Raw genomic sequence first — 13,876 nt, forward strand, 5'->3', positions numbered from 1 at the left:
TCCCCAAACATCATTAGCCATAAACCAAAGTAATAAGATAAGATTGTTAAGCTTCCCAAAACTCATAAAGGCTAAAATAACGATGTATCCCATAAAAACTATAACTAAAATAATTCCTAAAGGGTTTTTATGATGCTTCAAGACTCTTGGGCTTCTTTGAGAAATGCCACTCCATATATTAAGATGAATAAATAATGCTACTTACTCAAAATGGAATTTGTGTGCTATGAGCTTGGCTCTTTGAAAATGCTCCTTATTTAAAGATTCTTATAAGATTTATCAAATCTCACTTCTTTTAGAAACTTTGCCAAAGTATATTAGAATAAGAAAGACATTAAAGCAAATAAGTAGCATTTACTTATTTGCTTTAATGTCTTTGTGATACTTACTTATCTTTGCTTTACTTTTATATATAAACAAAATACTTTATAAAAGCTTTATCCTTATATTTAGAATAATCTACTCCATAGAAATGGCTTTTAATAAGGATTTAGAATCTAGCTTAGGCAATCCTTGAAAACGAGTAAAAACAATAAAGATAAAGCACAAGTAAAAGCATTAAGGAATCTAGGATAAATGGCTATTATTCTAAGAATGATGATAAAGTCATAAGGAGAATGATTAAGTGCAGTGGCAAAACCACAGAGCCACACTTATATATTTATCCCCTTTTATTTGAAATATACCGCTCACGCACTTAAAAAACTTTTTGTGAAAGAAAGATTCTATCTCATCTTACCTCTCACTTAGAATCTTCATCTTGCCATTTTCTACGACTACATACATATCTTTCTTGCCATTTGAGTTAAAGCTTGGTTTGCCATTGAGAAATGCCTTATAATCCTGCATAAAGCTTATGCGATACATATTGCGGTGCTCCTCATTTGGATAAATCGAAACATTTATATGTGAAATGTGTATGCTCTTGCTCTCATTCTTAGCAAAAATAAGCCTTTTATGCTCCTTAAATGCCTTGAAGCTCATACCATCTGGGCGATAGAAATTCTGCTCATCATAAAAGCTTAAATAAGTTTGCAAGTCGCTTTTTTGCCACACATTTTTCCATTGATACAAACTAGAGAGCACAATAGCAAGTTCATCGGTATTTGTTGGCTTAAACTTATCCTCATAAGTAATTAACATCGTTTTTTGCCAATCAATAAGCTTGTCATATTTTTTTAGAATCTCATTATCAATGGCGATACACCCGCGCGTATTAAGCTCTTCCCTATCACCATTAAGTGGTAAGCCGTGTATCCAGATTCCCCCGCCTGTCTTTTTCAAAGATCTATCATACACATTAGGATAGCTTGTAGCAAATGCGAGTGGTCCATAATATTGATCTAACCCCGTTAAACGCGCGTTCAAATCATATGAGCCAATGGGTGTGGTTAAATCGCCCTCTTTTTTCTTATTCCCCTTACCCTTTGCCACAAGCGCACTTGAAGTGCCAAGCTCCTTTAGCTTTGCATTTTGCAATTCGTAAAGAGTGAGTGAGGGCATACTCTTGTTTGATACAAACAAAAATTTCATATCCTCAAAATATCCATATTCTGTGCTATTGTCCTTCAAATATTCCGCCCAATACTCCTTGTTGAGCAGATATTCCTCGAGTATGCCTTCCACCGCTCCTATACCATTTTTTTTGTATTCATTGACAAGCTTTAGCATTTGCGCATCAATACCAAACACGCTTGAGAACCCCACAGCTACGCACAAGAGCCATTTTACTAATGCATTCATTCTTCACTACTCCTTTTTGCATTATTCATTAAAATCATATCCAATTTTTTTCAACACATCTTTTTGTTTGCTCCAGCCTTTTTGCACTACCACATCAAGCTGTAAAAACACATTCTTGCCACTAAAAACCTGCATTTTTTCTCTCGCACCTATGCCTATGCGTTTGATGCTTGAGCCCTCCTTGCCAATCACAACCGCCTTTTGACTATGCTTTTCTACAATGATATGCGCGTGGATTCTATCAAGCTTTTGATTTTCTTTGAAGCTTTTTATCAGCACATCGGCTTCATATGGAATCTCATCGCTAAGATTCTCAAAAAGACTTTCCCGTATCATTTCTTTATAAATTTCTTTAAGATTTACAGGTGTAAGTAACTCTTCATCATAAAAAAATGGCGCAAAAGGTAAGTGCATAGCGACTTGACGCAAAATATAATCCCTATCAAATCCCTTTTTCACGCTTATAGGGATGAGCTCAAGAAAATACGTATCATAGGCTTGATACTGCGCGATTTTTAGCAAAAGCTGCTCCTTACTACAAGTATCACTTTTTGTTAAAAGCAGTATGTGTGCCAAACCACCACTTAGGCGCAAAAATTCCTCATAATGCGCCACCTCATCGCTCACAGGCGCGAGATAAAGTGCCAAATCACAATCCCCCATAGCCTTTAGGGCTTGTGAAAGCATATACTGATTCAAAAGCTTTTCATTATGATGAATACCCGGCGTATCCACAAACACAATCTGTGCGTGCAATGGAGGATATGGCACAATCATTTGCATTTGTTTGCGCGTGGCATTTGCCTTGTGTGATACAAGCGCAATCCTCTCTCCCAAAAGTGCATTAAGCAAAGTAGATTTTCCCGCATTTGGTCTGCCCAGTGTAGCGACAAACCCCGCACGAGTATGCGAATCCTGTGCCTTATGCTTTGGTAGAGGCTCTAGCGTAGGTTTTGAAGTATGTGTGGATTCCATAGATTCTAAAGTATATATCGCGCTAAATCAACATTCTCTACCAAATCCGCCAACGCCTCACGCACCATTTCACCACTTATCTCTACTTCCTTGCCCCTGTATTTATCCACATCAAAGCTAATATCCTCCAAAACTCGCTCTATGGTCGTGTGTAGTCGCCTTGCACCAATATCCTCTGTGCGCTCATTTGCATTATGTGAAAGCCGAGCCAACTCTCTAATCGCCTCATCGCTAAATTCAAGACATATATCCTCTGTATCAAGTAAAAGCTGATATTGCCGCAAAAGAGAACTTTTTGTTTGGGTGAGGATTCTATATAAACTCTCCTCATCAAGTGTGCTTAGCTCCACGCGCAATGGAAATCTTCCCTGCAACTCCGGGATTAAATCACTCGGTTTGCTAAAATGAAACGCTCCCGCCGCGATGAATAAAATATAATCTGTCTTAATCTGCCCATATTTAGTATTGACGACACTTCCCTCTACGATAGGGAGCAAATCCCGCTGTACACCCTCTTTGCTAGGGTCTTGCCTTGAGCTATCTTTATGCCCAAGTGCCACCTTATCAATTTCATCGATAAAAATCACACCGCTTTGCTCTGCTCTCCTTAGCCCCTCCGAGCGGATATTCTCCGTGTCAAGCACAGATTCTGTTGCTTCATTTGTGAGGGCTTCTTTCGCCTCTTTCACACTCATTTCTTTCTTAACTTTATCTTGCGTAACATTGAGCACTTTGAATATAGATTCTTGCATTTTAACCATATCCGGTGGGAGATTATCATCACTGATATTTTGTTTTTTGCTTATCTCCACTTCTATCATCAAGTCATCGACTTCACCCTTAATTACGCGCTGCTTCATTTTCGCAAAACTTATATCATACTCGCTTTTTTTCGCATCACTCGCGCCGCTTGGCAATGGTGGGAGCAGTTTTTGAGTAATTTTTTCGATGATATAGTCATTAATTTGCGCCTGTGCTTTTTGTCTATGCTCATTTTCGACAAGATTTACACTTGCAAGGACCAAATCCCTTACCATAGATTCTACATCTCGACCCACAAAACCCACTTCTGTGTATTTACTCGCCTCAACCTTCACAAAGGGCAATCCCATCATTTTTGCCATTCGTCTTGCAATTTCTGTCTTACCCACACCTGTTGAGCCAATCATAAGAATATTTTTTGGCGTAATCTCCTCCTGCACCTCTTTATCGAGCTTCATTCTTCTATAACGATTTCGTAAAGCAATGGCAACTGCCTTTTTTGCCTCATACTGACCGATGATGTAGCCATCAAGGTAGCTTACAATTTCTTTTGGTGTCATATTTTCTTTCATATACACTCCATTTTATAATTCCAAAATCTTAATCTGCGTATTTGTATAAATACATATCTCCCCTGCGATACGCAAAGATTGCTCAACAAGCTCCTTTGGTGCTAAATTGCTATGTGCATTTAATGCCCGAGCCGCACTTAATGCGTAATTCCCACCACTGCCGATAGCAGCGATTTGTCCATCTTCTGGCTCTACCACATCGCCACTTCCGCTTAAAATAAAGATATGCTCTTTATTAAGCACTATCATCATCGCTTCTAATTTACGCAGATATTTATCGCTTCGCCACTGCTTTGCAAACTCCATTACACTACGCACCAAGTCGCCCTTGCGCCCTTCCAAAATGCGCTCAAATGTATCAAAGAGGCTAAACGCATCGGCGGTGCTTCCAGCAAACCCACTAAGAATTTGCCCATTGTAAAGGGTGCGGATTTTTGTCGCATTCCCTTTTAATACACAATTTCCAAAGGTTACCTGCCCGTCTCCGCCAATAATTGCGCATTGTTTGCCATTATATTCGCCCCGAAAGCCAAGTATGGTGGTCGCCTCAAACATATTTATTCCTTAATGGATTTTATTGTAAGCTTGAGAGTTGCATTGATACTATGCCCCAATTTTACTTGCACTTCAAATTCCCCTGTGTGCTTTATGGCTTGAGGTATGTCAATATGCTTTTTATCAATCTCTATCTTGTGTTCGCTCAAAACCACAGCAATCTCATCTTTAGTAATTGAGCCAAAAAGCGTATCGTTCGCACCCACTTTTTTATGCAAAGTGAGTTTTAAAGATTCTATACTTTGTTTAAGTTGCTTGAGTTCTGCAATCTCTAGTGCCTCTATTTCTTGCTGTTTTTTGATTTGTGCTTTATATTTGTTTATTACCTCATTTGTTGCGCGCTGTGCCTTACCCTTAGCAATAAGAAAATTTTGACCATAGCCATCTTTTACCTCAACAATTTCTCCTTTTTTGCCACAACCCTGCACATTTTCTAAAAGCAAAACTTTCATATTTTCTCCATTTTGTTATAATGGGCGAAATTATAACTCAAAGTAGCCACATTTATGTTAAACATACTGCAAAAAACTTATCCAAATGCCCTATCAATCCACATTCAACACAAAAATATAGCCTACCCGCGCATTGTGATTAAAAACAATCTCTCTATGTATGTGCGCGTGCCACTACATTTTTCACATACGCGTTTGCTCGACTTTGTGATGAATAATCACTTGTGGATAGAATCCACACTGCATAAACTTAAAAACAATCGTATCAATTTACAAACTTGCCTAGAAAATCACAACAATCAAATACTTATTTTTGGCAAATGGTATAAATTGCATCAAATCCACACCTTATCCCCTCAAGCACTCAATTTAAGCCCCAACACATTAGATTCTATCCCAAAGACTTCTTCACTACAAGCAAGGCTTAAGGCTTTACTTTTTGCCTACATTGGCATCAAGGTAGATTCACAAGCAATGCTTATGGGCTTAGAATATCGCTCGGTGAAAATCACTCAAGCCCTATCACGCTTTGGGAGTTGTAGCGGTAAAAACCGCCTCTGCTTTTCCTTTATGCTAATTTTTGCCAAACAGACATTAATTGATTATGTGATTATCCACGAACTAGCCCATATCGTGCATAAAAATCACTCTAAAGCTTTTTGGAATCTTGTGATACAATACTGCCCTGATGCCAAAATATTGCGCGAAAATTTGCGACAAGAGGCTAGAATCTACCCCGCACTTTTACAATATCTAAAGGAGCTAGAATGAAGAATATTCTATGGAGTGTATGTATAGCTGCGAATCTATTTGCCGGAGAATGGGTGATGTTTTCAGATGGCAAAGACACCTATATCTACTCGCAAAATAGCGGAGAGATTTATATTCGTCATCATTTGGGTAAGAAAAATTATGAAGATATATTTGTCAAAATGCCCCGCGGTATGCTTCCTAATGAGATAAATAAAAATCAAGCAGCCACTGCACCCACCACACCAATGGCACCCACTAAACCAAACACAAATGCACTTAAAGATTTTCAGCTCGAGGCACTCAAAAAATCCCAAGAGATACTACACTCTGCTATTGAGTAGCTGTAATTTTTTTAAGCTCATTATAGAGAGCTAGAATCTGCTCCTTCTTTTCATAAAAGCTATTGTTATTAACCACAAGATACGCACTAGATTCCATAATCACTTCATCAATTTTAAGATTATTTTGCGCCATAGTGCTGCCAGTCTCCACAATATCTACAATCGCATCGCTTAAACCCACAAGCGGGGCTAACTCAATCGAACCATAGAGTTTCAAAGATTCGATAGACACAGCTTTGTTTGCAAAATATTTGCGCGTGATATTTGGCATTTTTGTCGCAATCTTTAACTTTGGCTTTTGATAATCTAGACTCTTTCCTACAGGTGAGCCAACCACAACCTTACACTTGCCAAAGCCAAGATTCAAAAGCCGCACGATATTAGCCTCTTGCTCCTCAATCACATCTAGTCCCACAATCCCCACATCAGCCGCCTGATGAAAGACATAGGTCGGCACATCTTGACTACGTACAAGCAAAAAAGTAAAATCATTATGTTCTAAAATTAATTTCCTATCGTCAAAAACAAAATTCCCACTATAAAGTCGTTCAAATAATGCTAAACTCTCTTGTGCTATGCGCCCTTTAGGCAAGGCTATTTTTATCATTTTTCTCTCCTTTCTCTTTTAGAATCTTCCAAATTTTTTAAAGTCTAATTCGCTCATATATGCTTTTGTAAGACTTTTTGCATACCCTTAAACACGAGCGTATTATCATAAATTGCGTTTTCAAAAAAACGTGCAAAAAACTTGCCATCACCCCCTGTGAAATACAATTTCTTTGTGCGTGAGGTATTTTTAATCATTAAAACCACGCTTTTAAGCACACCAAAACTTATGGCATCTGTCGTGTTTTGAGGGAGATTTGCTAGATTCACAGCCATTTCTATACTGCGGTCTAACACGGGCGAAATCTCCGCATACATCTTTCTATATGCCTCCAACCCGGGCATAATATAGCCACCGATATGTATGCCTGAATCCATCACATCAATCGTCATCGCGCTACCCGCGTCAATAATCACTCCATCATCAATCGCCCTGCACGCTGCCTTTCTATCCACGCCTAAGCCTGCATATCCGCTCTCTACCTCAATATGCCCACCTACATTTATACAATAGGGGTGCGAGGCAAGCAGACAGCGCTCAAATCGCTCATTCACGCTAATATAATAAATAGGAATATCGCTTCTTTTTTTTGTGAGCGAATATGGCTTTTCTTTCCATATCTTGCCATTATGGTAAAAATGCAAAAAAGTATTGCCTATATCACACAGAAGCATTATTAAAACCTCTTATATACTTTATCATAAAATATCGTATTTCGATTATAAAAAAGGCTTTTTTTCTTAGACAGATTATGCTTATATACCATAGGGGCAAAATCATCGAAACTTAAAGCGATGAGATAACCACCCTTTTCGAGCGTATAAAGCGTATTGTCTGCAATCACAATGCCACTTAGCACCGCAAAAGGCAGTCGCACCTTACGCAAGAGTTTCAAAGTATGATCAAACTCTAAAATCTCCCCCTCAATGCTAAGCACATATACCTTATTATCATAAAACAACACATCACGCGAATCTATATCATATTTAAAGCTCCTATCATCGATAATCGCACTCACTCTCTTTGCAGTCGCCGCCAAGAGATAATTATCTTTCGCATACATATAAATCACATTACTAAAAAACTTGTCACTTACGATTAAAATATCTTTAATAATCTTATTTTGTGCCTTATCATAGACAAGAATCTTTCCTTCCAAATCAGGAAAAATAACATACTTATCGCCAATTTGCGGTGAAGCAATATAGGAGTTTATCGCTAGGACAGGCGAAAGTTTTTGAGAGAAAAGATCTTTTTTTTGTGCTATATCATAATAAACTATGGTGTTATCAATCAGCACCAAGGCAAGTTCATTACCCTTAATATCAGCAGAGAGCGCACATTTATCAAAAGGTATGCTTTGTAAAAAATCGTGTGCAGATTCCATAATCAAAATTTCCCCACACCCCTTTTGCAACACATAAGTGTTTTTATCCTCTGCTAAAAATTTATGATTAGATTCCAAAATAATAGGTGTGATGCCACGTGTATAGCTCACTAGCGTATTGTCTTTAAGTATTGCGCCCTCACGCGTAGCACTCTTTATGGGTGCGCTCAACTTGTCGCTAAAATTTACCTTGCCACTAATGATTTTAGGCTCAAAATGTTTTTTCGAGCTACAACCAGATATGATGAAAGCGCACACGCAAGTGCAATAAATGAGATTTTTAAAAATCATATTTTTGATATATTTTTGCGACATCAATTACTCTCTTTTTGACGATACGCCCAAATGCTTTAGACTCACAGCCTCTGCCCAAAATAGGCTATTTTCAGGTATAAGCATAAGCTTTTGATGAGCCTCATCTGCTTTATTAAAAGTAAAAAGCAAATACGCTTCCTGTAAAAGGGCAAGATTTCTTAAACCCCTTAAACTCGTGTGCTCAAGCATTGCAACGCGATTTTTCAAAGCTTCAGAATCTACATTAGAGCTTATCTCACCCGATGAAGCAGTATGAGATTCTACAAACGCGGTTGCTTGTAGAGAAGCTACCTCATAAGCAGCCAAGGAGCGCACAAAGGAATTATTAGAAATTGCTAACTCTTTGTAAGTCTCTATATCATTATCTGCATTAAAAAAGCGATACATATCATACAACTCCGGGCTTTTGTTTTTGAGCGTAGCTAATGCCTCCTCATCACTGCTATTGATGAGGATCTTTGCATACGCACTTGTCGCTTCATCTGCGCGTTTAGATTCTATATATCCGCTCACATACCAGCCTAAGAGCGCGCATACAGCAAGTGCAAAAATCGCTATGAAATACTTGCGATATCGCTTCCATAAAATCTCCAGCGCAAACGCACTCTCTAGAATCTTCTCATCTCTATCAAAAGATTCTTTGACATTTTTTAAATTTGATTGCAAACTCATTTATTCTCCTTTATATCACTTCACACCAGAAGAGCCAAAGCCCCTGTCTCCGCGCTCACTTTCCTCTAGATTCTCCACTTCGATAAAAACCGCTTGAGTTACCTCGCTTATCACCGCTTGAGCAATTCTATCACCCGCACAAATATGAAAATCCTCATCGGCGTGATTGACAAGAATTACCTTAATTTCTCCACGATAATCACTATCAATCGTGCCAGGGGTATTTAACACAGATATACCATTTTTGAGTGCCAAGCCACTGCGTGGGCGCACCTGCACTTCAAAGCCAGATTCTATTTCAAAAGCTAAGCCCGTTTCGATGAGTGCTCTACTTCTCGCACCCAATACAAAATCCTTGAGTGCGTGTAGATCAAAACCAGCAGCCTGTGCGCTTTGATAGCTTGGAATAATGGCTTTTTGATGAAGTTTTTTGATTTTGATATAAGCTTGTTTCATCACTCACCTTTAAAATTAATCTCTCTATAAAAAACTTCTAAGATTTCAAATTCATTCTCACCACTCGGTAGCATTATACTTACCTCATCACCCTCTTTTTTGCCAATGAGAGCCTTTGCGATAGGTGAAGACACAGAGATAAGCCCCCTAGATGGGTCGCTCTCCATTGAGCCTACCAATGTATAGATAAACTCCTTGTCAGTATCAAGATTCACAATTTTCACACTTGAGCCAAAACTTACTTTGTCGTGTGGCAAACTCGCGGGATCAATAATTTGCGCATTTGCCAACATCTGCCCTAACTCGTTTATACGCGCCTCAATAAAGGCTTGTTTCTCTCGTGCAGCGTGATATTCTGCATTTTCTTTTAAATCCCCGTGGCTTCGTGCTACATCGATTTCCACCACGATACGCGGACGCTCCACTTCTTTAAGATTCTTAAGCTCTGCGCACAGCTTCTCATAGCCATAATTCGTCATTGGTTCTGTCGCCATTACTCCTCCCAAAAATCATAATTTACAATAAACCTACCATTTTAGCTAAAGTAAAAAAACAAGGGCTAAATACTACATTTTTGCGCAATATAACGCACGGCTTCAAGTGCGTTCTCGCATATGAGTGCATTTTGGGCTTCTAGGCTTTTTCTATCGCCAAAGCCACACAGCACACCCACAGATTGAATCTGCGCATTTTTAGCAGCACAAATATCAAGCGAAGTATCGCCCACCATAAAGATTCTATCCTGCGCTATGCCCCTTTGCGCAACGCGTAAATGCTCCAACATCTTTAAAATGGGTTCAGCATCGGGCTTGGGGCGACTCACAGATTCAATACCAATAATACCATCAAAATACTGCCACACACCGAGCTTTTCTAATAGAATCTGCGAAAAATCTCCGCGCTTTGTTGTTACGACACCAAGATACGCAAAGTCATAAGCCTCAATCACCGCTTCTTTTGCGTGAGGGATTAAATGTGTGCCAGCCTCCATAAGAGTGCGGTAGCAGATTCTATAATGGCGCACATATTCATCAACTTCTGTATGCAATACACCATTTTGCATAAACATATTTTCTAAAGTATGCCCGATTGTTTTAATTACTTCCTCACGACTTGGAGCGACTTTGCCCATACTCTTATATGCCTCGCAAAAACTCGCATAAATCGCCTGTGTAGAATCTACAAGTGTCCCGTCCAAATCAAAAAGCACAATGGCATTTTTTGCCTTATCTTGCATCTGTCTATCCTTTGTTATTTTTGAAAGGCAGTATTATAATATTTTTAGATTCTATTTACACACATTACAGGTAATTTCACACTACATTATATAATTTAAAATATATATGTAAAACCCAAAAAGTTAAAAAATATTTTTATAAGTTTGATTTTTATCAAATAGCACGATGAGAATAAGCATTAAAGTGCTAAAAGGCATTTGGAGAGACCAAATGTATACAAATTTCAAGGAGGTTTTATGACAAACAAGATGCAAAATAAGCCTACCCTTTCACGCCGCGACTTTATCAAAAGTGCGGCAGCGGCTTCAGCAGCAGCAAGTGTGGGGCTAAGTATCCCAAGCGTAATGAGTGCAGAGGCACAAGAGGCACAAAAGCTATGGAAATGGGATAAATCTGTGTGTAGATTCTGTGGAACAGGCTGTGGCATTATGGTAGCCACACAAAAAGACGCGCAAGGCAAGGCAAAAATTGTAGCCGTCAAGGGTGATCCCGAAGCACCTGTAAATCGAGGCTTGAATTGTATCAAAGGATACTTTTGCGCCAAAATTATGTATGGAGCAGATAGACTTACAAAACCTCTTTTGCGCGTAAATAGCAATGGAGAATTTGACAAAAAAGGAAAATTTGCGCCTGTAAGCTGGAAAAGGGCGTTTGATGAGATGGAAAAGCAATTCAAAAAAGCTTACAACGAACTAGGACCAACAGGCATAGGTGTTTTTGGCTCTGGGCAATACACCGTGCAAGAGGGTTATGCAGCAGTAAAGCTCATTAAAGGTGGCTTTAGAAGTAATAACATTGATCCTAACGCAAGGCATTGTATGGCGAGTGCGGTTGTTGGTTTCATAGAGACATTTGGTATCGATGAACCCGCTGGGTGCTATGATGATATTGAGCTTACCGATACGATTATCACTTGGGGTGCGAATATGGCTGAAATGCACCCTGTGCTATGGAGTCGTGTGAGCGATAGAAAACTTAGCAATAGCAATGTAAAGATTATCAATCTCTCCACTTTCACTAACCGCACATCGGATTTAGCGGATATTGAAATCATCTTTAAGCCTCACACTGATTTGGCGATTTGGAATTATCTTGCGCGTGAGATTATCAATCGTAACGCCGTAGATGAAAACTTTGTCAAAGAAAATTGTGTATTTAGCACAGGCTTTGTGAATATTGGCTATGGTATGCGAAATAATCCTAATCACCCAAAATTTAAAGATTCAGAAAAAGACATTGTTGCTAAGGAAGTTTCAAAAATTGTAAGCGAAGATGAGGGTATCACACTACAATACCTTGGTATCAAAGCGGGTGATGAGATGAAAATGGATAAAGCTGGTGCAGCTGGCAATCACTGGGGCATTAGCTTTGAGGACTTCAAAAAAGGCTTAGAACCTTATACACTTGATTTTGTAGCAAATCTCGCTAAGGGTAACCCCGATGAAAGTATAGAATCTTTCAAGCAAAAGCTTCAAACAATGGCGGATTACTATATCGATAAAAGTCGCAAAGTCGTAAGTTTTTGGACAATGGGTATGAATCAACACCAAAGAGGCACTTGGGTCAATGAGCAAAGCTATATGGTGCATATGCTCCTTGGCAAACAAGCAAAACCCGGCAGTGGTGCATTCTCACTCACAGGACAACCAAGTGCGTGTGGAACAGCGCGTGAGGTTGGGACATTTGCACACCGCCTCCCTGCGGATATGGTAGTAGCAAATCCAAAACATAGAGAGATGACTGAAAAAATATGGAAGCTTCCCGCTGGAACGCTCAATGGCAAAATAGGCTCACCATTTTTGAAAATTATGCGTGATTTGGAAGATTCTAAAATCAAATGGGCGTGGGTTCACGTAAATAACCCGTGGCAAAATACTGCTAATGCTAATCACTGGATTGCTGCAGCAAGGGAGCAAGATAACTTTATTGTTGTAAGCGAATGCTATCCGGGCATAAGCGCAAAAGTCGCGGATTTGATTTTGCCAACAGCAATGATTTATGAAAAATGGGGTGCATATGGTAACGCCGAGAGACGCACACAACATTGGAAACAACAAGTTGTCGCACCGGGTGAGGCGATGACTGATGTATGGCAAATACTCGAATTTTCTAAGAGATTCAAACTTAGCGAAGTGTGGGCTAAAGAATACGCTGACCTTGATTTGAAGCCGGTTTTAGAAGATGCTAAGGCTATGGGTTACAAAGAAGATGATACGCTCTTTGATGTGCTCTTTGCAAACAAGGACGCAAAAGCCTTTAGTGTAGAAGATTCTATGTTAAAAAATGAACTCAACACCGAAGTTTTGGGCGATTATCGCAATGTAGAGGGAAGTGATGGCGAAGTCTTTAGGGGCTATGGATTCTTTGTCCATAAATATTTGTGGGAAGAATATCGCCAATTTGGCTTAGGACACGCACACGATTTAGCGGATTTTGACACCTATCATCGTGTGAGAGGCTTACGATGGCCTGTAGTCAATGGCAAAGAAACACAATGGAGATTTAACGCAAAATACGACTTCTACGCACAAAAGCTCGGTAATGGCAAGGCGTTTGCATTCTATGGTAATCAAGGCAAAAGTATGCCTGCTGGCTCACTTCAAGCACCAAATGATGATAAAGTGAGTATTGATAATAAGGCAAAAATTTTCTTGCGCCCTTATATGGACCCTTGCGAAATGCCCGATAAAACATATCCTTTATGGCTTTGCACCGGACGTGTGCTTGAGCATTGGCACTCTGGCACGATGACTATGCGTGTGCCTGAACTCTATCGTGCTGTGCCTGAAGCACTCTGCTATATGCACCCTGAAGACGCAAAGGCACAGAATCTTGAACAAAATCAAGTCGTGTGGGTAGAATCTCGCCGTGGCAAAGTCAAGGCAAAACTTGATTTACGCGGACGAAATCGCCCACCAAAAGGGCTTATTTATGTGCCTTGGTTTGATGAAAATGTATTCATCAATAAAGTGTGCCTTGATGCGACTTGTCCTATTTCAAAACAAACAGACTTTAAAAAATGCGCTGTGAAAGTATATAAAGCATAAG

At 39.4% G+C, this 13,876-nt stretch carries 15 protein-coding genes; 3 read left to right on the forward strand and 12 right to left on the reverse strand.

Features of this window, described 5'->3' with window-relative positions; translation table 11 throughout:
* Positions 1-735 precede the first annotated feature (735 nt).
* The 5 genes from BN2458_RS06460 to rplI are packed head-to-tail and all read right to left on the reverse strand — an operon-like array spanning position 736 to position 5,059.
* Positions 736-1,743, reverse strand: coding sequence for a L,D-transpeptidase Cds6 family protein (locus BN2458_RS06460; RefSeq protein ID WP_034327312.1), 1,008 nt, complete (start codon positions 1,741-1,743; stop codon positions 736-738).
* Between the two features lie 21 nt (positions 1,744-1,764).
* Positions 1,765-2,718: a GTPase Era gene (gene era, locus BN2458_RS06465; RefSeq protein WP_081951417.1), complete on the reverse strand. Its 954-nt coding sequence runs from the start codon at positions 2,716-2,718 to the stop codon at positions 1,765-1,767.
* A 5-nt stretch (positions 2,719-2,723) separates the two neighbouring features.
* Positions 2,724-4,040, reverse strand: a complete 1,317-nt coding sequence (hslU, locus tag BN2458_RS06470) for an HslU--HslV peptidase ATPase subunit (RefSeq protein ID WP_407081058.1) — start codon at positions 4,038-4,040, stop codon at positions 2,724-2,726.
* 24 nt (positions 4,041-4,064) lie between these two features.
* Entirely contained in the window at positions 4,065-4,607 is a 543-nt protein-coding gene (gene hslV, locus BN2458_RS06475) for an ATP-dependent protease subunit HslV (RefSeq protein ID WP_034327314.1), read from the reverse strand.
* Between the two features lie 2 nt (positions 4,608-4,609).
* Complete coding sequence (rplI, locus tag BN2458_RS06480) at positions 4,610-5,059, reverse strand: 50S ribosomal protein L9 (RefSeq protein ID WP_034327315.1); 450 nt, start codon at positions 5,057-5,059, stop codon at positions 4,610-4,612.
* A gap of 54 nt (positions 5,060-5,113) precedes the next feature.
* Here rplI and BN2458_RS06485 point away from each other — a divergent pair, with 54 nt between their 5' ends.
* On the forward strand, positions 5,114-5,830 hold the full coding sequence (locus BN2458_RS06485; RefSeq protein ID WP_034343336.1) for a YgjP family zinc-dependent metalloprotease: 717 nt from the start codon (positions 5,114-5,116) through the stop codon (positions 5,828-5,830).
* Complete coding sequence (locus tag BN2458_RS06490) at positions 5,827-6,153, forward strand: hypothetical protein (RefSeq protein WP_034327317.1); 327 nt, start codon at positions 5,827-5,829, stop codon at positions 6,151-6,153. Before BN2458_RS06485 ends, BN2458_RS06490 begins: the two co-directional genes overlap by 4 nt.
* Here the strand turns inward: BN2458_RS06490 and hisG are convergent.
* From hisG to BN2458_RS06525, 7 genes are all read right to left on the reverse strand, one after another.
* Positions 6,143-6,760 (reverse strand): ATP phosphoribosyltransferase, encoded by a 618-nt coding sequence (gene hisG, locus BN2458_RS06495; protein WP_034327318.1) that lies wholly within the window; start codon positions 6,758-6,760, stop codon positions 6,143-6,145. The genes BN2458_RS06490 and hisG overlap by 11 nt on opposite strands.
* 53 nt (positions 6,761-6,813) lie before the next feature.
* A complete protein-coding gene (locus tag BN2458_RS06500; RefSeq protein ID WP_034327319.1) occupies positions 6,814-7,434 on the reverse strand; it encodes a type III pantothenate kinase in 621 nt (206 codons plus the stop codon).
* 2 nt (positions 7,435-7,436) lie between these two features.
* On the reverse strand, positions 7,437-8,462 hold the full coding sequence (locus BN2458_RS06505; protein WP_231944742.1) for a plasminogen-binding protein: 1,026 nt from the start codon (positions 8,460-8,462) through the stop codon (positions 7,437-7,439).
* 3 nt (positions 8,463-8,465) lie between these two features.
* Positions 8,466-9,134, reverse strand: a complete 669-nt coding sequence (locus BN2458_RS06510; protein ID WP_034327320.1) for a hypothetical protein — start codon at positions 9,132-9,134, stop codon at positions 8,466-8,468.
* A gap of 15 nt (positions 9,135-9,149) precedes the next feature.
* Positions 9,150-9,590, reverse strand: a complete 441-nt coding sequence (gene dut / locus BN2458_RS06515) for a dUTP diphosphatase (RefSeq protein WP_034327322.1) — start codon at positions 9,588-9,590, stop codon at positions 9,150-9,152.
* Complete coding sequence (gene greA, locus BN2458_RS06520; protein ID WP_173644081.1) at positions 9,590-10,084, reverse strand: transcription elongation factor GreA; 495 nt, start codon at positions 10,082-10,084, stop codon at positions 9,590-9,592. Before greA ends, dut begins: the two co-directional genes overlap by 1 nt.
* 65 nt (positions 10,085-10,149) lie before the next feature.
* The gene (locus BN2458_RS06525; protein ID WP_034327323.1) at positions 10,150-10,827 is read right to left on the reverse strand and encodes an HAD family hydrolase; all 678 of its coding nucleotides are present in this window, start codon (positions 10,825-10,827) and stop codon (positions 10,150-10,152) included.
* 237 nt (positions 10,828-11,064) lie between these two features.
* On the opposite strand from BN2458_RS06525, the gene napA reads away from it, so the two are divergent.
* Positions 11,065-13,875, forward strand: coding sequence for a nitrate reductase catalytic subunit NapA (gene napA, locus BN2458_RS06530; protein ID WP_034327324.1), 2,811 nt, complete (start codon positions 11,065-11,067; stop codon positions 13,873-13,875).
* Position 13,876 lies beyond the last annotated feature (1 nt).

The organism is Helicobacter typhlonius, assembly GCF_001460635.1.
GTDB lineage: Bacteria > Campylobacterota > Campylobacteria > Campylobacterales > Helicobacteraceae > Helicobacter_C > Helicobacter_C typhlonius.